Origin of the sequence: Sulfidibacter corallicola, from assembly GCF_017498545.1 — a bacterium.
GTDB classification, from domain to species: domain Bacteria; phylum Acidobacteriota; class Holophagae; order Acanthopleuribacterales; family Acanthopleuribacteraceae; genus Sulfidibacter; species Sulfidibacter corallicola.
The window spans coordinates 8,172,426-8,195,540 of sequence record NZ_CP071793.1; the positions used below are offsets into that span (position 1 = coordinate 8,172,426).

General features: G+C 58.5%; 13 protein-coding genes. 4 read left to right on the forward strand and 9 right to left on the reverse strand.

Translation table 11 applies throughout. The features are described from left to right. Positions 1 to 820: 820 nt before the first annotated feature. Positions 821 to 1,654 (reverse strand): LytR/AlgR family response regulator transcription factor, encoded by an 834-nt coding sequence (locus tag J3U87_RS24985; protein WP_237378511.1) that lies wholly within the window; start codon positions 1,652 to 1,654, stop codon positions 821 to 823. Further along, positions 1,626 to 2,660, reverse strand: coding sequence for a sensor histidine kinase (locus J3U87_RS24990; RefSeq protein ID WP_237378512.1), 1,035 nt, complete (start codon positions 2,658 to 2,660; stop codon positions 1,626 to 1,628). The genes J3U87_RS24985 and J3U87_RS24990 overlap by 29 nt, the downstream gene beginning before the upstream one ends. Before the next feature lie 203 nt (positions 2,661 to 2,863). On the opposite strand from J3U87_RS24990, the gene J3U87_RS24995 reads away from it, so the two are divergent. After that, positions 2,864 to 4,117 (forward strand): hypothetical protein, encoded by a 1,254-nt coding sequence (locus J3U87_RS24995; protein ID WP_237378513.1) that lies wholly within the window; start codon positions 2,864 to 2,866, stop codon positions 4,115 to 4,117. Positions 4,118 to 4,237: 120 nt separating this feature from the next. On the opposite strand, the gene J3U87_RS25000 is transcribed toward J3U87_RS24995, so the two are convergent. Beyond that, positions 4,238 to 5,674: a C25 family cysteine peptidase gene (locus J3U87_RS25000; protein WP_237378514.1), complete on the reverse strand. Its 1,437-nt coding sequence runs from the start codon at positions 5,672 to 5,674 to the stop codon at positions 4,238 to 4,240. Between the two features lie 2,155 nt (positions 5,675 to 7,829). Continuing rightward, positions 7,830 to 10,109, reverse strand: coding sequence for a S9 family peptidase (locus J3U87_RS25005; protein WP_237378515.1), 2,280 nt, complete (start codon positions 10,107 to 10,109; stop codon positions 7,830 to 7,832). 312 nt (positions 10,110 to 10,421) lie between these two features. Between J3U87_RS25005 and ggt the strand changes: the two genes are divergently transcribed. Further along, the gene (ggt, locus tag J3U87_RS25010) at positions 10,422 to 12,119 is read left to right on the forward strand and encodes a gamma-glutamyltransferase (protein ID WP_237378516.1); all 1,698 of its coding nucleotides are present in this window, start codon (positions 10,422 to 10,424) and stop codon (positions 12,117 to 12,119) included. Between the two features lie 72 nt (positions 12,120 to 12,191). Here ggt and J3U87_RS25015 read toward each other — a convergent pair whose 3' ends face one another. The 4 genes from J3U87_RS25015 to J3U87_RS25030 form a co-directional block, all read right to left on the reverse strand. Then, complete coding sequence (locus J3U87_RS25015; protein ID WP_237378517.1) at positions 12,192 to 12,392, reverse strand: hypothetical protein; 201 nt, start codon at positions 12,390 to 12,392, stop codon at positions 12,192 to 12,194. A 34-nt stretch (positions 12,393 to 12,426) separates the two neighbouring features. After that, positions 12,427 to 12,642, reverse strand: a complete 216-nt coding sequence (locus J3U87_RS25020; RefSeq protein ID WP_237378518.1) for a helix-turn-helix transcriptional regulator — start codon at positions 12,640 to 12,642, stop codon at positions 12,427 to 12,429. Next, complete coding sequence (locus tag J3U87_RS25025) at positions 12,635 to 13,117, reverse strand: hypothetical protein (protein ID WP_237378519.1); 483 nt, start codon at positions 13,115 to 13,117, stop codon at positions 12,635 to 12,637. Before J3U87_RS25025 ends, J3U87_RS25020 begins: the two co-directional genes overlap by 8 nt. Before the next feature lie 368 nt (positions 13,118 to 13,485). After that, positions 13,486 to 17,826 (reverse strand): two-component regulator propeller domain-containing protein, encoded by a 4,341-nt coding sequence (locus tag J3U87_RS25030; RefSeq protein ID WP_237378520.1) that lies wholly within the window; start codon positions 17,824 to 17,826, stop codon positions 13,486 to 13,488. Between the two features lie 617 nt (positions 17,827 to 18,443). Here J3U87_RS25030 and J3U87_RS25035 point away from each other — a divergent pair. Beyond that, the gene (locus J3U87_RS25035; protein ID WP_237378521.1) at positions 18,444 to 18,962 is read left to right on the forward strand and encodes a hypothetical protein; all 519 of its coding nucleotides are present in this window, start codon (positions 18,444 to 18,446) and stop codon (positions 18,960 to 18,962) included. Positions 18,963 to 19,131: 169 nt separating this feature from the next. After that, positions 19,132 to 21,828, forward strand: coding sequence for a serine/threonine-protein kinase (locus J3U87_RS25040; protein WP_237378522.1), 2,697 nt, complete (start codon positions 19,132 to 19,134; stop codon positions 21,826 to 21,828). Positions 21,829 to 21,842: 14 nt separating this feature from the next. Here the strand turns inward: J3U87_RS25040 and J3U87_RS25045 are convergent, their stop codons facing one another. Beyond that, entirely contained in the window at positions 21,843 to 22,430 is a 588-nt protein-coding gene (locus J3U87_RS25045; RefSeq protein WP_237378523.1) for an ECF-type sigma factor, read from the reverse strand. Positions 22,431 to 23,115: the final 685 nt, after the last annotated feature.

A 23,115-nucleotide genomic window follows, 5' to 3' on the forward strand; every position in this document is an offset into this window, starting at 1 on the left:
CTCGATTGAGGTGCAATAGGATCGGAATCGGTTGAAATCGCGGGTCGAACCAAGGTGAGAATGGTGCCGGCACCTGGCTCGACGGGTTCAGGAATCGAAGGAATAGGCTCGGTCAAGGTCCTGTTCGAAGGTGTCCGGCTGCACTGAAGCCCCATCTCCAGGTGGTGGACACACGGTCGTCAGGTTCCAGGGGCGCACCCGACGCGTCTTCATGGAGAAACGCGATGGTCGCGCCATATAAAAGGCTCGAAACAAAGTGGAAACATAAATATCGACGTCGCGATGTACATGATTGGCGACGCGAGGCGGCTATGGGTCCCGTTCGCGAGGAAAGGGTGCTCGATGTGTGCACCTTCGCCGGCAATCGAGACGCGTCGGCCTGCAAGACTTTCGATCCGGAGGAGGGGACACGGCGCCGCGATGACGACAGCGGTGACCGCAGGGGCGGGAAGAGGTCTCCGCAAACCCGATCGACCCGAGAGATCCAAGCGCCCCAACGTGCTTCGAATCCGAGTCGTTCGCCCACTGCGATTCCAGCAATCCAATTGTGCTGATGCGACAGTCCACAGTCCGTCCTCCAGAATGACCAGCACCGGCCGCAACTCCCTGGAGAGGATGCGGGGCCTGAGTCTTCGAGAAAGGGTGGAGCCTGTTTTTGAAGGGAGGGCGTCAGGAATCATCGACGCAAAATAAAATTAGGACATCAATTGGATATCAGGAATCATAATCGCCTGGTTTGGTGAAGGCAAGAAGTTTTGTAATGAAAAAGTAAACAATTTTAAAATTTATGTAATGTGATCCGCCTTGGTGCCTTGCCCCGCTACTTCGGCGCGTCGTCTGGCGCGATCTCTTCGACCTGGTGCCACCGTTCCCTCAACTGCTGCCGAACGGAAGCCCGGTAGCGTCGACTGACCGGATGCAGGTCGCCACTGCGATTGACGAGGATCCAGTGACCGTCCCGTCGTTGGGTCCGCGTCAGGTGGCGGAGGTTGACCAGGTGCGAGCGGTGACAGCGCAGAAACAGGTTTTCGTCGAGGAGGGATTGCATTTCTTTCATGGTGGATCGGTGGTAGTAGACCTGGTCCGCTGTTCGAATGCGGAGGTAGTCCTTGTCGGAAACGATCGATTCGATTTGCGCAGCGTTCACCATGACGGTTTCCTGCTGATGGGTCAGCGCGATCCGGGTCACGTGGGACGGGGTTGCCACGGGCCCGGTTGCCTGGCCGTCTCGCTGTTGCAGGTCGCGCAACAGGTTCGCCAGCCTTTCCCGCTCCTCGAGGGCCGTACGCTGGTTCACCCGTTGGATCGTCTTCCGGACGACCTCGCGAAACTGATCGTCGCGAATGGGTTTGACCAAATAGTCCAGCGCGTCGAGTCGGAACGCCTGAACGGCGTAGTGGTTGTATGCGGTCACGAACACGACGTGCACCTGCGGTTCCGAGATCAGGTGGCGTGCTACCGCCAGGCCATCGAGGCCTGGCATCTCGATGTCCAGAAACACGACGTCGGGCTGCCACTGACGGACCAGGACCAAGGCGTCCAATCCGTTGTCGGCTTCCCGGCACGCCGCGAATTCTGGATGGTTTTGGATGCGAAGGCGAACGGCTTCGCGCGCCAGCGGCTCGTCATCGACGATGAGCACCTTCAAGTTCATGGTTGGGGATCTCCAGCGTCACTCGAAATCGGTCGGGTCGTTCGGTAACCGAGAGGTTCGCCGCGCCCTCGTAGAAGGTAGCCAGGCGCTGGCGGGTATGGTTCAGGCCGGTTCCCAAACCCTTATTGGTCGGGTTCGGGGCCACGGGGTTGGTGATGGTCGTGTGGATGTGGGTGGTCTTGGTGGTCACCGCGATTTCGACGGTACCGCCCTCGACGCATTGGGAGATACCGTGGGTGATCGCGTTTTCGGCCAGGGGCAGCAGGATACCACTGGGGAGTGGGACCTTCGGAAGAGTTTCCGGCAGATGCCAAACCAGGTGCAAGCGCGGGCCGTACCGCATCGATTCGATGGCCAGGTAGGCACGAACCCGATCGATTTCCTGGTCGAACGGTGTCGTCGGGGCGGGTGCCGATGCCAGCGAGCCGCGCAGAAATTGGGTGAGGTGACCCAGAATCCGGCGTGCCTCCACCGCGTCGTTTTTCAGCAGCAGGGTGTCGAGGCTGCCGAGGGCATTGAACAGGAAATGGGGATCCACCTGAGATTGGAGCAATTTTAAGGTGGCGCTCTTGGCCTGGAGCTCCGCGGCTTGTGCCCGTTGCTGGTGGCGCAGGGCGCGGTGGTAGTGGTGAACCATCCAAAATCCGGTGCTCCATGCAACGAGTTGGATGACGGCCGATTTGCCGTTGTGGAAATAGCCCCAAAACCGAAACGCGTTGTTGGCGGATTCGAGGACGTGGTATTCGAGCGTATTGAAGCAGAGACGCCAAAGGAGTCCGAGCACCAGGGAGCCGAGCGACGCTGCGGCGACCTGAACCGCAAACGACCGCTCCACCAGTCGACGGAAGATCCAGGCGAGGATCATGGAGGCGCCGTAACCGAGCCCCATGTAGAGCGCGATCCAGGTCCAGGAAGGCGGCCGAGTGTCCAACCAGGTATGGCGGGTGAGTATCCCAAAGCCGATCCAAATCGATAACTGTGTGATATGGAACCATTTATCAGTCATGGCCGGCAAGGCTCCCGGACGGTCGGTTTGGAACGGCCTCCCTACCATAGCATCGAGAAACCCCACGACCTATGCGAGCGCCGACCGAAAATCGCAATTTGGCGACCGAACGTCGCAATGGGGGGACGGGCGGGTTGGGGGCGCCCGTAAGCGAGAACATGCCGACTCTGACCGAGCACGGACGAATGAAAGGAGGCGTTTCGATGCGCGCAAGACACGTCATGTTTTGGATCCTGGTCCACGCGACCGCATTTTCCGGGGAGGTGGTCCGAACCGAATACTACGGGCAATTGCCTTTTTGGGAGTCACCCGTTCAACCCATCAAGGGTTCCATGCCGCTGAGTGCGGAGGAGGCGGCCGATCGCATTCACGTCGCCATCGGTTTCGATCGCGCGAACCGGGTCGTGGACATCCAGCTTCGATTGGGGTCGGTGTACAAGGAAACCCAACCGTTTTTCGGGTCGATGTACGTTCACGGGGCGCACACCAAAATCGAGTATGTCGATGGTCGCGAAATCCATCGATTCTACGATCGCTTCGGCAACCGGATCGAGGGCTGGGGTGATGTATGGGAAAAAATATACGAGACCGATGCACTGGGTCGTTATCGCCTGATGCGGTTCGTGGACAAGGCCGGTGCCGCGATCGAGAACGGTTGGGGCATTTTGCGCTACGAATGGGACTACCTTCCCGACGGCAGCGTGGTCGAGACGCGCTTCGATGGGAAAGGAGACTGGGTCACACACCGTCCCGGGTTTGAGTTCAAGCGCATCCGCATGGTGTTCGCCGCTGACGGGCATCTGACGCTCATGCAGAACGTCGACGGCCGGAACCAGTTGACACCATCCGCATCCGGGGCCGCACAGTACCGCTATTTCTACGATCGACAGGGTCGGTTTCTGCGTTGGGAGGTCTATGACGAAAGCGGCGAGCCGGCGTTGGGGCCCACGGGGACCGCGGGTGAGGATTACGTTTTTGAGGAAGGCGGCCGAACCCGGATTCTTTTCTTCGATCGCGAAGGCAAGCCCTCCTTTCACGATTCGGGATCGGTGCAGTGGGACTGGGATTGCGACCGATTCGGCAACATCCGTCACTTGCGGTTCCGAGGTCTCGACGGCGAGCCGGTGGCGGGCCGTTCTGGTTGGGCGACCGTGGCCTTCGAATGGGATCCAACCGGACGCTGGCTGATGGGCAGGACCTACTTCGACGTTCGGGGTCGCATGGTCAATACCGTCGATGGGTTCGCGCAGATTCGGTACCGTCGCGATGGATACGGACTTCTGCGGGAACAGAGCTTTCACGACGTCGAAGGCAAGCCTGTGGTGAGTGCCTACGATCGAGCGGCAATCATCCGATACGAATACGACGAGCGGCATCGACGGATCCGGACCCTGAAGCTCGGTCTCGATGGAAAGCCGATCGCCTCGGATCAGGGCAGCGCCGAACCGGCCAAATAGCCGAGGCCGCTTAATTAGGAGACTTGGGAGCCTCCCGAATCATGCATGGGGAACCCCGATGACGGGCTCCACCTCATCCGACGTGTCGATACATGGCGCACCCGACCCGAAACCGACGCATCAGGAGCCTGGCAGGCGAACGGCCGGATCGCCCATGAGCAGGTAGGTCCGCGCGTCGTTTTGGAACATCCACATTTCCAGAATTTCCTTTTCGTCCAGGTCGTCGTCCCAATCGAATCGCTCGATCATGCCGTTCAGTTCGGCGGCCAGGCTGGCGTAGCGTTGGTTCATCAGTTCCATCGCGGCGCCGACCGGGTAGCCTTCGAGCAGAAGATGCACGAGGCTTTCGTAGATGTCGATGTGCGGCTTCTGGTTCGGCAATTCCCAGGAACTGGCCCAGGCGCCGTCCACGTGACCGATGACCGCCAGCGCCGTACCGTTGGGATGGCCCAACATTCGGCGAGGGAGCTGGGCGGTGAACGATTGAGAGGCCAATTCGATTCGGTCCCGACCCTGGTATTTGGAAAAATAATCGAACTGGGGGGTGCCGGCGGAGTAGCACGCCACGTGAAAGCCGATCATGCCGCGGAGATCGCACCGATCTTCGAGGGAGGGGGCGGCGACGACATGTCTTAGGAATACCTGATTGCCGGGGCCTGCCCAGTCCGAGCAGACCAGGGCACCCTGGTAGTCGCGCTGGCAGGCATGGGTTCGGCCGAAACTGAGACCGTGGGTGGCCGAAAACAGGAAGGCCGGCTTGTCGGGGCCGCCCATCAGGTGGAGCAGTCGCTCGTGGGTGGCCGCGTTACCCAGATGGCAGTGAATCGCACGGGTCGACTTCTCGTTTTGGCCCAAGGTGTCCTTCAACCTTTGGCTGAGCGGTTCCACGAAACGGTAGGCCGAGGACTGCGTGATGTCCTTTTCGTGGGCGGGCGCGAAAAAGGCCAGGTCGCGTGGTCCCTGCCATTGGGATCGCTCGATCTCCACCACCGTTTCCGCGTAGCGGCGATAGGCGTCCGGATCGGGGAGGTCCAGTAGCCCGACCCCGTACTGGAGGTCCAGCGCGTGAAGTTCCCGAAAGGAAAAATGCGAGGCCCTTCCCACGGCCATCAGGTAATAGGGCATCAGGTCGGGATTGACCACGCCGTGTAACGGCACCTGTTGGCGCCGCAAAAACTCGTTTTTCGTTTCCAGTCGACCCGGAAACGCTTGGGAAGGTGCCAAGTCGAAGGTGTGGAAGCGGGACCCCGCCTGTTCGCGACGCCAGGCCAACAGCGGCGCGAGCGCCTCCCTCAGGGCCTTGCCCTCCTCACCGGGCGGGAACAGCGCCGCCCAGCCCGTTTCTCCGAGCTTGCGGTAGTCGCATTTCGGATTGAGGCCGAGCGTGGTGGAACCGCGACCCGCCGGTCGCTTGTTGGTCTTGGCGATGCGGGTCGGGCTCAGGGTTGCGACCAGGTCGGCCCCGGAGATGCGGTCACCAGCGTACCGACCCGTTTCGAACTGGATCCCCAGTGGCAGGGCAAAGGGGCTTTGCCTCGTGATTCGCATCCCGGACATGTGATCCTCCGTCTTCGGCGATGGCAATCGGCGATTGGGCGCCCGAACGGCAGCCAAAAAGAGCGGTCCCTTCGGTGCCGGCCGGAGCTTGGCCGATTCGCGTGCTGTTGGGTGGTGTTTTCCCTACTATTCTTGCGAAATTCGGCCAGGTTTTCTATCGCCATGTGGCGGTAGGTATTGAATCCTTGGCTGGAACGGAGGCTATCGAGTTGTGTTCCATCGTGATGAGCGGTGACTGCTGTTTTTCACCACAAAGTCGTTGCCCAGGCCGGGGGCCCGGGTTTCAGGTAGGTAACTAATCGAAGCGAATCGTTTGGGAGTTCCCGCATTTGTGAGAGGGGCGTCGTTGCAGTAAGTTGGCCCGCCGGGCCGACATTTTTCGACGAACTCCCTGCACATCCGCCTTTTTAGGTTTTTATCTTTATCTTCGAGCTTTACAGAGTTTGTTACATAAACAGAGTTTGTTACATAAGAGGTCACAGAGGAAACGGAGTTAAGTCACTTTTACCGTAGGTTGTTTTGAGTTTTGAGTTTTGAGTTTTGAGTTCGTGGAGTTTTTTAGATTTTTATTCTTTTGTTGGTTTGAAAGCGTAAGAAATGGATCATTAAGTAAAAAATGAACGAGCGCCTATTCAAAAACAGATGTTTTGAAAGGGTTCCTCTGGATGGGCCGGGTTTCAAATGCTAACGGGTATCAGTCGTCCATGCAGTCGTGTTTCATCTGGTTTTTTGAAACGGGACAATTTTGTCCACGAATCACTCGAATTACACGAATCAAAGCATTACCACGGAATGATTCTCGGAGTGCAATCGGTCCTTTAAAAAATCGAGAGCACGGGATCCGAAGATGATTTTTTAATTCGTGTCAATCTGTGTGATTCGTGGACAGACTTTTTTAGCCAGAGATGAGCCACAAGTGGATGGTTTCACGGAAGGTCACAGAGATAACCCAACCAAGTCTCATTGCGGTAAGCTGTTTTAAAAATTAAGGTAGTAGAAATATTTCAGATAACTGCTCTTTTGTTGGTTTGAAAGCGTAAGAAATGGATCATTAAGTAAGAAATAAACGAGTGCCTATCCGGAAACAGATGTTTTGAAAGGGTTCCTCTGGATAGGGCGGGTTTCAAATGCTAACGGGTGTCAGTCGTCCACGCAGTCGTGTTTCATCTGGTTTCTTGAAACGGGACAATTTTGTCCACGAATCACTCGAATTACACGAATCAAAGGATTACCAGGGAATGATACTCGGAGTGCAATCGGTCCATTAAAAAATCGGGAGCACGGGATCCGAAGATAATTTTTTAATTCGTGTCAATCGGTGTGATTCGTGGACAGACATTTTTAGCCAGAGATGAGCCACAAGGAGATGGTTTCACGGAAGGTCCCAGAGATAACGCAACCAAGTCACATTGCGGTAAGCTGTATTGAAAATTGAGGTAGTAGAGATAGTTCAGATAACTGCTTGATGAGATATGATGCCGTACCTATCCAACATTTCGGTCCACGGCCCCGGACGAGCCCGGTACCTAGTTTGACAACGCCTTCTCCGTGACCGCGAGCGCTCCAAACCTCCTCGCCACAACGGATTCCCAAGAGGTGATCCAACCTCCGGAAACTCCGTGGACTCTCTTGAAACAAAGTGGTGTATTCAACCTGAGCTGGGTCTTGCCGTCGTCAAATCTTGATCAGGAAGGCAGGAATGATCGAAACCAGGAAAAGCAGGGCCATGATTCGACACCAAATGCGGATCCTTTCCTGGTTTCCGATGTTCATGGGTTCTCGCTAAATTTTTCGGATGAACGACCCATGGCCCTTCGCCAGAAACCAGGTGGTCTGTTTCTTTCTCGAAATCGAGCTGGGTATGCCCGCTGGTTCGCGGCTCTTATGTAACAAACTCTGTAAAGCTCGAAGATAAAGATAAAAACCTAAAAAGGCGGATGTGCAGGGAGTTCGTCGAAAAATGTCGGCCCGGCGGGCCAACTTACTGCAACGACGCCCCTCTCACAAATGCGGGAACTCCCAAACGATTCGCTTCGATTAGTTACCCACCTGAAACCCGGTGGTCCGGCAATCCGGCCCCCGGCCTGGGCGGCGACTCAGTGGTAAAAAAAAGCAGTCACGAACCCAACCCGCGAAGCACCCAACCTCCGCCCAATCAGAGGGACAACTCGATGCGGTAGCCCGCCGGCGGGGTCTTCCCCTGCAAATGGGTGACAAAGTAGTCCCAACGCTTGCGCAGAAAGTAGGGATCGTCGTTCAGAAGGTGGCGCTTGTTGGGGATCAACAACAGGTCGAAGTCCTTGTTGTGCTTGATCAGCTCTCCGGCCAGGCGCAGGGTTGCCGCCGGATTCACGTTGTTGTCCATGTCGCCGTGTACCAGCAACAGGCGGCCCTTCAGGCGATCCGCCAGGGTGAGGTTCGACTGTTCGTCGTAGTGTGAGCCCTGCTCGCCCATCCACAACTCCGGCCACCAGATCTTGGCCATGCGGTGATCGTGATTGCCGGCCGACGACACACCGACCTTGTAGAAATCGGGGTGCGTCAGCATCGCGCGCACCGTGTCGTACCCGCCGGCCGAGTGGCCGTAAATACCCACCCGATCCAGGTCCATCCATGGCCGGGTTTCGGCCAATTGACGCATCGCACCGATGTGGTCCGGCGCGCCCACGTCACCCAGGTTCTTGTAGGAAAAATCGTGGAAGACCTTGCCGCGGCCCGAGGTGCCCATGCCGTCCACGTTGATCACGATGAAACCCAGGTTCGCCAGGGCCTGCTCCTGGCGGTAGATCAACTCCACGAAGGATTTGGGTGTGTACACCGCGTGCGGGCCGGAGTAGGTGCCGTCGATGACGGGATACTTGTGGTTGGGGTCGAAGTCGGCCGGTTTGTAGAGCAGCCCGTACAAATCGGTCTTGCCGTCTCGGGCCTTGACGCGGAACGGCTCGGGCGGGACCCAACCCGCCGTCAACAGCGGCTGGATGTCGGCTTCCGCGAGCTTCTTCAGGGTCTTGCCGTCACGAGTGCGTCGCAGCAGGACGCTGGGGGTGCGGTGCACCTCCGAGAGGTTGTCGACGAAATAGCGGTGGTCAGGGGAGAACCGCATGTAGTGGTTTCCTGGCTCCGGGGTCAAGCACGTCAGGTCGTTGCCGTCCAGGCCGACCTTGTACAGGCGACGGTAGTAGGGATCCTGGTCCTTCTCCACGCCACTGGCCGTGAAGGTGACCCAGCCTTCCGCTTCGTCGATTTGGGCGATGCGATTCACCACCCATGCGCCTCGCGTCACAGCGTTCTTGATCGCGCCGGTCTTGCCGTCGATGCGGTAGATGTGCTGCCAACCCGAACGTTCGGAGAGCCAGAGGATGTCGCCGGATTCTTGAAGCAGGCGGAACTGGTGATTGTTCGTATCCACGAACGTCTCGCTGGTTTCCTCCAGCAGGACGCGGATCTTGCCGGTTTCCGCGTCGATTTCCACCAGGTCCACGCCGCGAAAGGCGCGCTTCCAGCGAGGCCACAACAACTTTTTGCCGTCCTTCGACCAGACCGGCAGACTCCATTCCAGGTAGGCGGGCTGCGGCACCATGTCGACCGGGGTGCGCGTTCCTTTTTTCAGGTCGAACAGCACGAACGATTGGGTAGATAACTGGTCGTCGACCGGCAGGGCGCGTTCGTAGCCCCAAACCTTGGCCCGGAACCCTTCCTCCGGCGTGGACTGGAACAGGTAGAGCTTTTTGGCCTTGCGTCGATCGAGATGGATGCTGATCATCTTGGTCCCGTCCGGGGACCAACTGGCGGAGATATCGCCTTCCGATTCGCCTTGGGTATCCGGTTCGCCCATGGGTTGCATGGCATACCAGGACGGCCGAAAACCGTAGCCGAATCGAGCCGCCCCGTCTTCGGTCAGGGCGCGTTCCTTGTCCTTGCGGTGATCGTGTACATATAAATTATGGTCCCGCACGAAGACGCGCCGATGCCCGTCCGGTGAGACGACGTGCCGCTGCTCGTCCTTCTCTTCGTCCATGACCAACTCATGGGTCTCGGTTTGCCAACGCCAGGAGGCCGCGCCAAGGGAAAACGAAATCGATTTACGATCTTCCGAAACCTCGATGTCGCGAAACGGCAGCGCTTGCGGGTCCACCTCGAGGTCGCCGGCCTTGGCCAGCGCCTTGGCCAGCTTCTCGTGATCGAAGGCCGGTGCATCGGTCGCACGCTTCACGTCGACCCAGCGAAAGGTCCGTTGCCCGAAGCGGTTGTCCAGATACCAAAAACCCGATTCGTCCTCGGCCCAATTGGGTGCGACATAGGCATGTGCCACCAATTTCAGGACATTGCCCGGTAGAAACCGCTCGGCACGGCGGTAGGCTTCGGTGAGGTCGGCATCTCGAGCGGTCGCAAATCCGGAACACAACAGCAGCAATGGGAGACAAAGGGATCGCATGGAACACCTCGCGGGGGATGAGAGACGTGGAAATCGGAAACCTCGGGCGACCGGAGTGGGGGAGAGACACCACGGCGCCGCGTGCAGGCCGGTGGGCGTCAGGCGGAAGGACGCGCCGGAGAAAATGGAGGAAAAGAGGGCGGAAGAAAACATGAAACCGATCCGATCACGAGCTTTAATGTGTATTTTAGTGATATATCAATCGTGCGTCAACTCGCTTCCCCTCCGCCATCCGGATCTCTTCCCACCTGTGCTAAGCTGGCGCCAACACAGAATCACAATCCGATTTTCCGGATGTTGGGAGTACTTCGCTTGAATATCGGTTCCACCTTCATGCGTCTTCTCGTTCTTTCTCTCCTTTTTCAACCGCTTTCCCTTTTGGCCGCCATTCCCGATCCCGTCGTCGGCGAACACGGCATGGTCGCTTCGCGTTCCATGATCGCTTCCCAGGTCGGGGTCGACATCATGAAGCAGGGTGGCAACGCCATCGATGCCGCCGTTGCGGTGGGCTTCGCGCTGGCCGTGACCTATCCCTCCGCCGGGAACCTCGGCGGTGGCGGCTTCATGGTCGTTCGCCTGGAAGATGGTAAGGTCGTCACGCTCGACTTTCGCGAGACCGCGCCCGCCGCCGCCAGCCGCGACATGTACCTCGACGAGCACGGCGACGTCATCAAGGGGCAGTCCACCAAGACCCGCAAGGCCAGCGGTGTGCCCGGCACGGTCGACGGATTGCTGCGTGTCTTGGAAAAGCACGGCACCCTGTCGCGCCAACAAGTGCTCGCGCCGGCCATCAAACTTGCGCGCGAGGGTTTTGTCCTGAACCGCGACCTGGCCGGCCAATTCAAGAACCAGCTTCGGTTCATGAAGGACTATCCGGCGTCCATGAAGTCCTTCAGCAAAAACGGCGAACCCTACCAGGCCGGTGATCTGTGGAAGCAGCCGGACCTGGCCAAAACCCTCGAACGCATCTCTAAAAAAGGTAGCGACGGTTTTTACAAAGGCGAGACCGCCAAACTGCTGGTCAGCGAAATGAAGCGCGGCCTGGGTCTGATTTCAAAGAAGGATTTGGCCAAATACGAAAGTAAGTGGCGCGATCCGATCAAGGGTACCTACCGCGGTTACGACATTTGGGGCATGGCGCCGCCCTCGTCCGGCGGGGTGCTGGTGGTGCAGATGCTCAACATGCTGGAGCCCCACGACGTGCGCGCCATGGGGTGGGGGAGTGCGGCCCTGATCCACCTCATGATCGAGGCCGAACGTCGGGCCTACGCCGATCGCGCCGAGCACCTGGGTGACTTGGACTTCGTCGAGGTGCCTCTGGCCAAGCTGACCGACAAGGAATACGCCCAGGAACGCATGGGCGACTACTCGGCGGACAAAGCCAGCGACAGTGAAAAGATCGGCGCGGGGAGCTGGCCGTTGGAAAGCCGCGAGACCACGCATTACTCGGTGGTCGACGGCAAGGGCAATGCGGTCGCGTGCACCACGACCCTGAACTGGGGCTACGGCAACAAGATCGTGGTCGAGGGTGCCGGGTTCCTGCTCAACAACGAAATGGACGACTTTTCCGTGAAGGCCAACGTGCCCAACACCTACGGGCTCCTGGGTCGGGTCGCCAACGAAATCCAGCCGGGCAAGCGCATGCTCAGCTCCATGTCGCCGACGATCGTGTCCCGAGACGACGAATTGGTGTTGGTGACCGGTTCGCCAGGTGGTTCCACGATCATCACCACGGTGTTGCAGGTCGTCGTCAACACCATCGACCACGAGATGGACATCAACGATGCCGTCGGTTTGCCGCGTTTCCACCACCAGTGGAAGCCGAACCGCATCATCTTCGAACCCTTCGCCTATTCGCCCGACACGCGGAAGCTGCTCGAGCAGCGGGGCCACGTGGATTTGATGAAGTCGCGCTGGCGGCTGGGCGATGCCAACTCGATCCTGGTCAAGGACGGTGAGCTGCGTGGGATGAGCGATCCGCGCAACGCGGGCGGTGCCGCGGGCTATTGATTCGCCGGGCGGGGTTCGGCGACCGACGCGTCGGCGAATCCCGCATGCGGCGTTTCCGTTCGTCGCGATTCATCATTCCCAACGATCTTGATCGTCCGGTCGGGGGCAGGCTCCATCCAAGCTTTTCAACATCAGCAGCGCCGAAGCGAAACATGCACCGCTTATGAGAACACCATCTCTCATTACCCATTCTTGCGAACCCATCGCCTGAAAAATAAGTATGATTGCGATACTCGCAAAGCCAATACTAAATAATCTTAAAGTGACTTTCATTTTTTATCCTTTTCTATTCATTCTCATCGGTTGGTCAGTCTTTTTGTGATTTGAGCCAGAATATTTTCTCGACCGCAACGCCAAAGTGGCGCGCTATTTTTAATGCGATAACCGTAGAGGGTGTAAATTTTCCAACCTCGATCGTACTGATGGTCTTTCGTGTCACACCAATGGCTTCAGCCAAATCGGTTTGGCTCATTCGATGTTCGGCGCGAAAGACGCGTATTTTGTTTTCGAGCTCGTCATGCATCGCTACCCTCCCGCGATCCGAGCCGATACTGAACCAAATATGAAATGCCATAGGATCCGGTCAATATGGCCGCAATCGTCAATAAACAGAAGTCGGCGGGTAGTGGTTCTGCAACGGGCCTGTTTGCAGAGATGCTATACATGAAGATGATGCTCACCAAAGTAGCTTGAAAAGAAATGGTCATCGCCTGGCTCATCACCATTTCCATGAATCCGTCCTCTTGAAATGGAAATCTCCTGCCAAAAATAAGAGTTGAAAGGCCCATGCGCTTGAGAAGCCGACCCTTCCAAAAGATGTAGATGAGCAAGAGGAACGCGCCCGGAACCGCAACCAAGAGGAGGGCGATGATTAACTTGTTTGAAAAGAAGGATAATGACGCCATTAAGGCACAAGCGATGCCCATCATGGTGAAAAACACACTGCTTAAATAATTGAGATGTTCCAGAAGCTCACTTTCCGATATTGAATTGTTCACCTTTGAATCCTTTGTGTGTCATTGTGGAACCTTTGATGGTCATGATGATACCTTAAGGTTTCATTTAGATCAAGCCACAACTTGAAGAGATCGGGTTCTCGGAGGGATCGAACAACCATCTCGAGGGTGGTAAGTTATGAATTCCAAGGCTTTTGGAATTGTTTGCGGAGGAAATTCGACCTGAAGAAGCGCCTTTTTGCGGTGCTTGCGCTTCTCGCGAGAGAGGTGTGTCGCTTCTCGATGTCCATGGGTCATGGTGCTTCGATTCCAGGCACGTGACCGACCCTACCCAAGGTGCAGCGACGAGGCCCTCTGGTGGGACGGGGAGGTGGGAGATGCTCGTTTCGGTGAGACCCACCGAGACCCGGTCAACCGGCGGTTTCTCTCGGCATCCTTTCGGCCAAGTAATCCTTGTACTTCGACGGCGCCACGCCGAACACCTGGGCGAAAAGCCGCGAGAAGTGCTCCGGATTCTTGAAGCCCGCTCGATAGGCCACTTCCGCGACCGTACCGGCCTCCTGTTCGAGCAGGTCCGCCGCGCGTTGCAACCGCATGGTTCGCAGAAACCCGGCAGGGGAGAGGCGCGTGATCTCGCGAAGCTTGCGTTGCAGTTGGCGCTGGCTGAGTCCGACTTCCTCCGCGAGCTGTGCCACGCCGAACGCCGACGCTTCCATATGGGTTTCGACCACCTGCTGGATTTGGCGCAGGAATGCTTCGTCGGCCGATTCGGCCAGAATCCGCTTGGGACCCAGGTTCATCTCCTTGCTGAACCGCCGGCGCAGCGTTCGCCGAATCTCGATGAGGTTCTCGATGCGAATCGAGAGTTCCGCCATGTTGAACGGTTTGGCGAGGTAGTCGTCGGCACCGATCTGCAGCCCCTCGATCTTGCTGTGGTCGGACGCCTTGGCCGTCAACAGAATCACCGGTACGTGCGCCAGCGACGCGTCGGCTCTGAGTTCGCGGCACAACGCGTAACCGTCCATCTCCGGCATCATGACGTCGCTGAGCACCAGATCGGGAGGCTCGCGTCGGGCCTCCTTGAGGGCGACCTCGCCGTTCTCGCAGCCGATGACCTTGTAGCGCTCGGCCAGCCGTTCGAGCAGGTATTGGCGGAACGAGGGATTGTCCTCCACCACCAGGATGGTCGGCGCGCCGGAGGTCGGCTCGTCGATCGCGCCCGTGTCGTCGGTAACCGCGGCCAAGTCGAGATCCATGTCGATCGAATCGACCGCCTGCACCCCTATGTCCTCCTGGACCACCGCATCCAGGATTTCACCGGGGGCAAACGCCTCCCTGGCCAAGGGAAGGTCGATGCAGAAGGTGCTGCCGAATCCCGGTTCCGAGGCGATGGCCACCCTGCCGTGGTGCAGCTCGGTCAGCTCGCGCACCAGGGAGAGCCCCAGCCCGGTCCCGCGCCGGCCTCCCTTTTCGCGACTGACCTGATAAAACCGATCGAAGACCCGTTGGATCTCGTCTTCGGGGATCCCTTCGCCCGTGTCCTTGACCTGGATCTGTACCCATTCGCCGTCTTCCCCGTCCTTCCAAGCGATGCTCAGTTTGATCTTGCCGCCTTCGGCGGTGTACTTGAAGGCGTTGGAGAGCAGGTTGTAGAAGACCTTCTCCAATTTGTCGGGGTCGAAAAAGGCGATGATCTCGTCCCGATTCGATTGGAATTGCAAGTCGATGTGGCGCCGCTCCCCCAGGGATCGATAGAGCGAGACGATCCGCTCCAGAAAGGACACCAGATTGCCGCGACGCGCCCGCAATTCCATGGCGCCGGCCTCCAGTTTGGCCAGTTCGAGCAATTGATTGATGAGGCGCAGCAAGCGGGTGCCTTCGTGGTGGGCGACCTTCAGCATGCGTTGAAGGTTCTGCTGGAGGGGTCCGAATCGGTGATCCAGCGCGTCCTGCAGGGGAGGAAGGATCAAGGCGAGCGGAGTGCGCAACTCATGGGAAATGTTGGCGAAAAACCGCGACTTCAACCTGTCGAGTTCCAGCAGTTTTTTGGCTTGGTGCTCCGTTTTCTCCCGCTCCAGGGTCAGCGCCGCGGTTTGCTTTTCCAATCTCGCGTTGATCTGTGCCAGTTCTCTGGCCTTCGCCAGCTCCAGATTCTTGCGGGCGTTTTCCTCGCGCAACGCTTCCGCCGATGCCGCGGCTGCCCTGGCCTGCAATTGGGCCGCCTCGATTTGCATTTGTTTTTCGCGCTGTTGGTGGACGGCCCGCTCTTTTCTCAGACAGTAATTCTGCTGGAATCGGAAGGCCCAAACCAGGAGCGCGAACGACCCGACGAAGAACAGGAACCGAGCCAGGGTCGTTCGCCACCACGGCGGCGTGATGGTGATGGGGAAGGTCAAGGGATCTGCGCTCCACACGCCGTCCGGGTTGGCGGCCTTGACCTTGAACACGTAGTGGCCGGGCGGCAGGCGGACGAATGCCGCCTGCATGCCGATGCCCGCCGGTCGCCAGCCGGGGTCGAAATTCTCGAGCATGTAGGCATAGCGGTTGGCGCTGGGATCGGCGTAGGTGAGTGCGGCGAACTGGATCAGGAAATCGGCCTCGTCATGGGGCAGGGTGATGCCCTGACGGAGAATGTCGGAAGATAGAAAGTCGAGTGTTTCCACGATGTCGCGATTGGGATTGGCACACTCGAAATGGGTGAGGATGACCGGCGGCCCGGCGCGCGGTTCTTCGATGGTGGCGGGATCGAAAAACAGGAAGCCGGGATAGCCTCCGAAGAAAAGTTGATCCTGCCGGCCTCGATGAACCGTGGAAAAGCCGTATCTGTGGGCTTGGAAGTCGACGTCGATCCGGAAATTCCGAAACGTCGTGTTTTCGGGATCGAACTGGGAGATCCCCTTTGGGGTGTGCAGCCACAAGGTTCCCGCGCGATCTTCCTGAATGCCCCAAATCAAATTGTGGACGAGTCCGAGGCTCGAGTCGAACCGGCTCACCTGACGCGTTTCGGGATCGTAGCGCAGTAGACCGTTGATGGCGGTGCCGATCCACAACTCGCCACGATGATCGAGGTGGAGCGCGTTGATCTGAGGTGGTTTTTTCTCCGCAGGGAACTCGAAGTGAAACTGTTGCGATCGAGTGTCGAAGCGCGTCGGCGGCTCGTTCTTGCGGTAGATCCACATTTGGCCGTCGTGAACGTTGGAGGCCACCCGCACGTAACCGATCGGCAGAAAGGTCTCGGGATAGTCGATTTGGGTGAGCTCGCCCGTTTCCAGGTGAAGGCGTTGCAAATCGTGGCTGGCAAAAATCCAGAGCTCCCCGTCCGAACCCTCCTGCATGAATTTGATGTGGCGATTCGGCGTTGTCACGGTTGGCTGCTCGTCCCCCAGGGGCACGATTCGATCGCTTTCCGGTTCGTATTCACCGAGCCCGCCGCCCCAGGTCCCGATGCGCACGCGGTCGCTGCCGTCCACGTGGATCGCGGTCAGCCACGAGGGTTTTCCCGTCTCGGGATCGGTCGGCAACTCGGCATAGTGATCGAATCGATTGGTTTCCGGGTCCCAGCGACTGAGTCCACCGTACAAGGTGCCCACCCAGACCCTGCCGGCGCTGTCGTCGCCGATGGTCCAAGTGTGGTTGCCGCGCAGGGAATTGGGTTCATGGGGAAGGGCCCGTACCGGGTGAAACTGCAACTGGTTGGTGTCGAGTTTGTAGATGCCGGTGCCGTGGGTGCCGATCCACAGCCAGCCGTCGCTGGCGACATAGAACGTCGCGAACGAGGTCCCCAGAAGGCTACGGACCTCGCTGCGATAGGGGTGGATATGGGTCAGCATCTCCCGCTGGGGATCGAGCAGGGACAGGCCGCCTCCCATGAGATTGGCGAGGCCCACCCAGATTCGTTCGCGACCGTCGCGGAACAAGGCGCCGATATTTCGTATTTCCAGTCGTTGAGGGCCCGGGTTTTCGATGATGTGTTTGAAATGGGTGCGATTTGCGTCGAGCTTGGCCAGCCCGCCGCCTTCGGGGGAGACATGGTTGGGTGCCGCGCCAACCCACAGGTTGTCGGCCGCGTCCAGTGTCAACGCGTAGATTCCGCCGGGTATCAAGCTGTTGGGCTGCGCGGGATCGTGAACGTAATTGGTGAAGCGTTCGGTGTCCGGATCGAAGCGACTCAAGCCGCCTTCCGTGCCCAACCACAGGTGGCCGCCCCGGTCTTGACGGATCACGTACACCTCGTTTTGAACCAGCGAGTTGGGATTGGTAGGATCGTGTCGGTACACCGTGAAGTCGTCTTGATCGGGATTGTGCCGTGCGAGGCCACCATCGGTCCCGACCCAAAGTACGTCGTCACGGTCGAAGAAGAGTGAGAGCACCGTCTGGTGGGGCAGGCTGTTTTGCCGCTCGGGATCGGGGCCGTAACGCTTTAAATGATGCTCGCGCACCCGATAGTGCCAGAGTCCGTCTTGGGAGCCGATCCAGATGCCGGATTTCGGGTCGCGCGCCAGGGCCATGATGGGCGATCGATCGAGGTTCGAGGAGATCGGACGTGTTCCGTCGAAACGCCGGAAGCGAAAGCCGTCGTAGGTCACCAGACCCCGGTCGGTGCCGAACCACATCAACCCGGATGGATCCTGAACGATCGAAAAGACCGAATTACTCTGGACCACTTCCCACAGGTTCAGGTGAACGAATTCCGAATCGGCGGCACCGAGGAAACAGTGAGAAAAGAGCAGAACGGCGGATAGGAGCTTCATACGGAACGGTCCTGTGACGACGGCAAGAGAAGTGTCGGGCGTGAAAACGAATCCCGAGCGGATGAAAGAGATAACCTAATTATTTCAGGTTTTCGAGGTTTGTTGGAGTCAACAAAAAATAAATTCGGAGCAACTTCTGGTTGCTGGCTCCCGAACCCGTGCGTTGTGCTGAATACGTTGCCGGAACATGAAACGAAGGCTCGAGCAGGAAAAGCTTGGTACGGTGAGATGTGCACCTGAAAGCTGTTGATTTTCAAAAGATTAGCGGTGATCTTTCGGGTCCGGCGACCACTTGCTGGCGAGCGGGATGGTCGATGGATCGAACGTCATGGGTCAAGGGTTGCCTCTTTTGCCGACTGAAAAAATCGGCTTCGCGCAGGGAACGGCCTATTCAGGTTTTTTGCTTGGATCGCCCGATGGTTATTTGCTAGGATGCGTCTGGTTGATACCCCCTTTCCCAAAGAAATCAATTTTTCAAAGCACCGAGTGAGCTTCCGTCGACTGCGATGAATGGCATCGCCAGGGCGGAGCCATGCGTGTCCTTCCGGAATGGCGATCTTGCTCGCCCATTCGAGCCGGTGGGACTTGAACGCGATTCCAGGTGTTCAGGAGCGAACATGGCGACCTACGAATATCAGATGAACTACGACGTCGTTCCCAACCCAGTCATCAAGATCGGTCCGGTCGACGCGAAAAACGGGGATGACTCCGTCTGGATCCAGTACGTCAAGGACCAAGGCAGTTACGTCGATGGCGCGATCAGTAAAAATGAAAACCTCATTCCCGATTGTTGGGTGTTCGAACCGTTCAGCACCGTGTCATTCACGCTCAACAACCTGGATTGGCGGTTCGATTTCCCCCAAATCTATTGGGAAACGCCCACCGAGCCGCCGATCGCCACGACCTATCCCGCATCCCACACCTACGCACATCACCTGGCCCAGGCCGGTAAAACGGGCGAAGCGGTCGTGAAAGAAGTGATCTGTGATTTAGATGCCCAGGGCCGCACCCTGGAATTGACGCTATCCGACGACACCACCGTCAGTGAAGTCGCATTCCGTTTCAGACCCAACGACGGGCTTTCGCAGGACCGGATCGTCGATCCCCAAATGAGATGTCGCTTTCGGCCCAAGTGATCCCCTGATTTCCGCGAACCGAAAACCCTGAATCGATTGTGGCAATCTCCGCCGATTCAGTGTTTCGCAAGGGGCGGATCCCGGTTTTTGGGGACGACCAGGTGTTGCCGAAGCGCTGAATCGAACGAGGATCGATTTCTGACGGAAACGAATTTTTAGAGGAAGTCTCATGGATCCGCAACGATGGCAACGAATCAAGGCCATCGCGCTGGAAGCTCAGCGCCGCAGTGACACCGACCGCCGCGGTTTTCTGGTCGACGCCTGTGGCGACGACAGCGACCTGTTGCGCGAAGTGGAAACCTATCTTCATACCGCCCCAGAGGACCTACCCGAATATGCTCCGGGACTCGAAGGCGATTTGGAGGGCACGAGGCTGGGCGACTACCGTTTGGTGGAGCGGCTGGGGGCCGGCGGCATGGGCGTCGTCTATCGCGCGATTCGGGAAGGCGATTTCGACCACGAGGTTGCCGTCAAATTGTTACGGCCGGGTCTCCACCAGGATCACGTGCAGCGTTTCGAGAAGGAACGCCGCATCCTGGCCCAACTGGAGCATCCCCATGTCGCGCGGCTGCTGGGTGGTGGCCAAACCGATCACGGGCATCCCTATTTCACGATGGAATTGGTGATCGGGACACCCGTGGACCGCTTCTGCAACCGCCATCGGTGGGATCTGACCCGGCGACTCCGTCTCTTCGCCAAAATATGCAGGGCCGTGAGTTATGCCCACCGCAACCTCATCATCCACCGCGATATCAAACCGAGCAACATCCTGGTCACCGAGGGCGGTGATCCGAAGTTGGTGGACTTCGGCATTGCCGGGCTCTTGGATGATTCGGGCCATCCCAGCGAGACGTTGACCCAACCGGGTGGGCGGCCCATGACGCCTGAGTACGCCAGCCCCGAGCAGGTGCGCGGCGAGCGCTTGACCACCGCCACCGACCTTTGGTCCCTGGGGGTCGTGCTCTACCGCCTGCTCACCGGTCGAGGCCCCTTTCAATTTCCCAGCCGGCAACCCGAGGTCGTGGGTGTCATCCTGCGCGAACAAAGGCCGACGAAACCCAGCCAGGTCGTCAAGATCTCGCCAACCCGCCAACGTGATGCGACCGAACCGGCCTTTCACATCGGTCCAACGAGTCCGAAGGAACTGAGTCGCCATCTGCGCGGTGATTTGGATTGCATTCTTCTCAAGGCACTGGCCTACGATCCCGCGGAACGTTACGAATCCTGCGAGCAGTTCGCCGAAGACATCGAACGTTACCTCGACGGCTATCCGGTGCGCGCCAGACAATGGGCGACCCTGTACCTGATGACGAAATTCCTGAGACGGTACCGCGTGCCGGTTGCGGTTTTGAGTCTCGCGGTGGGAGCGATCACGACCGCGGCCGTCGTGGCCTTCGACGCCGAAAAGCGAGCCGATTTTCGGCGCGGCCAGGCGGAAGCCCTCGTGGGGTTCATGCTCGGCGATCTCAAAGACAAGCTGGATACCGTGGGGCGCCTGGACCTGCTCGAAGATGTCACCGATCAGGCGCAGTCGTTTTTTGCGACCCTGCCTCATGATGTGAGCGGCGAAACCGCCGCCCAACAGGTTCGATCCCTGCTCGCCATTGGGGAAATTCGACTGAAACGAGGCAATCCCAAGGGGGCGCTCGAGAGCTTCGGCGAAGCGTTGTCACGTGCCGAAGTGGCCGTTTTGCATCATCCGAACGATCAAACCCACCAGACCCATCTGGCCCACAGTCATTATTGGCTCGGCGAAGTCCACTTTCTCGATGGCCGCCTGGACCTGGCCACCCACCATTTTCAAGGGTACCAAGAGGTGGCGGATGCCATGCGCGCCCGCCATCCGGACAGCGACTATTGGCGCTTGGAAGCTTCCTACGCCCACAACAACCTGGGCGCCATCCACCGCGAATCGGGTGATATCGCACGAGCCATGTCCGCATTCGCCCACTCGGTCCGGCTCAAGCGGGAACTGCTTCGCGGCGCTCCCGATGACGCTTCGCTTCAATTGGATTTGGCCGACAGCCTCACCTGGTACGCCGAAACGGCCTGGGAGCAATTTGCATTGGCTCGAGCACTCGATTTGCGTCGCGAAGCCAAGGCCATCTATGAACGCCTGGTCACAAACCAGCCCGAAAACATCCCCCTGGCGATTTATTTGGCGGAAAGCTGCCAATTCGTCGCGCGAAGCCTGGTGTTTCAGGGAAAAGCCGACGAAGCCGTGGTCCTCAGTCGGCGTGGCCTGGATCTGGCCGCGAACCTGGTCACCCATGACCCCGCCAATGCGGATTGGCGCGAGGCGCGAGCACTGGCGCAATTGAACCTGGCCACGACCCTGTTGGCGGGTGGTCACCTCGAGGAAGCCGATGCCCAGAGTCTCGGCGCTCTGGAAGCCATGCAAGACCTGGCTTCGAAGCACCCCGACTTTGCCCGGTGGTCCCTGCCGCTGGCCGCGGCGTACAACGGTCGCGCCAAGGTGTTGATGGCACTCGGCGCGTGGGATCGCGCCCTGTCGGCGGCCCGTGAGGCCGAACGACAGTTCCCGGATCCATCGCCACCCTCGGCGAGTGGGGTGGCGGCGGTTCTTCTACAGGCCCGCATCGCCAAACATCTCGGTAAGGAACAGGTGGCGCAACCCCTGTTGAAACGGGTGCTGGCGCTTACCGACGATCACTACCTTCAGCGTTTTCCATACGCCATGCTGCGGGCAAAGGCACTCGTGTTGATGGGGGATTCCGGCCAGGCGCAGCCCCTGTTGGACCGCTTGGCCGAAAGTGGTGTGAACCATCCCGATCTCCGCGACCTGGTCACCCACCACCTCTCGGAAACGCGACCGCCGGCAGGCGCCGTGACACCCGATCCCTAGCCCACGCGAGGTCCTCACCTCTTCCCGTAGATGCGCTTGACCAGGAATTTTTTGATCAGCTTCCACTCGCGTTTCACTTTGCTGATTTCCATGGACAGGTGGTTCGATATTTCTTCGAAGGACAGGCCCAGGATTCTCAGGTCGGCGATCGGGGCGGCCACGGGGTCCATTTGGCGGAATTGTTCCAAGGCTTCCCCGAGGGCCAGATAGTCGGCCAAATCGGAGTGGTCTTTGACGCCCAACTCCCGCAATGGGATATCCCCGATGGGATCGGAGGAACCATGAGCTTTGCGCTGCCGCGACCGTGCATGGTCGATCAAGAGCCGGTTCATGCTCAAGGCCGCCGAATTGAGGAAGTGGAGATAGTCCTTCCATGGAACGTTTTCCGTCTGAAACAGCTTGAGGTAGAGGTTGTTCACCAGGGCGTGGGTTTCGAGGGTGTGATCCACCCGTTCGCCGCGGAATTTCAAATGGGCGATGCGCGCCAGGTCCTGATGCAGCAACTCGATCAATTCGTTGTAGGCGCCTTTGTCGCCTTCATGCCAGGCGGACAGCAATCCATTGATGCGGTCCACGTCGGGGGGATTGGAGGTAGGAAGCATGAGCGGGCCTCTTCGGATAAACAAATTCATCGTGGACCGTTCCATCTGGCGGAACGATTTCAGCGGCCAGGGGTGCCGATGGTTCTTTCCGCCGCACGGTCCAAACATCGGAGCGCCTGGTTTTTTATAAAAAAATTGACCCAAACCTGTGTTTCTGATCGCTTCACTTATAACACCTGGAAACGAAGCAAATCCAGCGTCGTGTGCATCCAGAGACAGGGTTGCCGTGAAAATGTTCCTCTGAAGCGGCAGGGTTGGCAATGCAAACGGGTGCCATCAGTCAGGTATCAGGTGCCAGGTGTCAGCTAATTACCTGAAAAAAAGTACCTTACTGAGACCTGAGACCTGAGACCTGAGACCTGAGACCTGAGACCTGAGACCCGAGGCCTGAGACCTGAGACCTGAGACCGGGCCCATCCAAACGGGCCGGCGTGACGGGTACGATCTGTTCGTTTCCGGATGGGTGCCGGCCTAGGGATTACCGAACGGTTGGGGCAGGCAGAGTCCGTGTCACGAGCATGGTTCATGACGGCCGCAGCCCAACAGATATGGTGCAGGGCCGGAGCGAGAATCGCGCACCTCGGGCGAGAACACGGCCATCGAACCAAAGCGTGTTCGGTGCTTCCGCGCATGATCCAAGGGTCCGTCGAATCACAGACGGATCGAGGGAAGCGGTGCGCCTCGA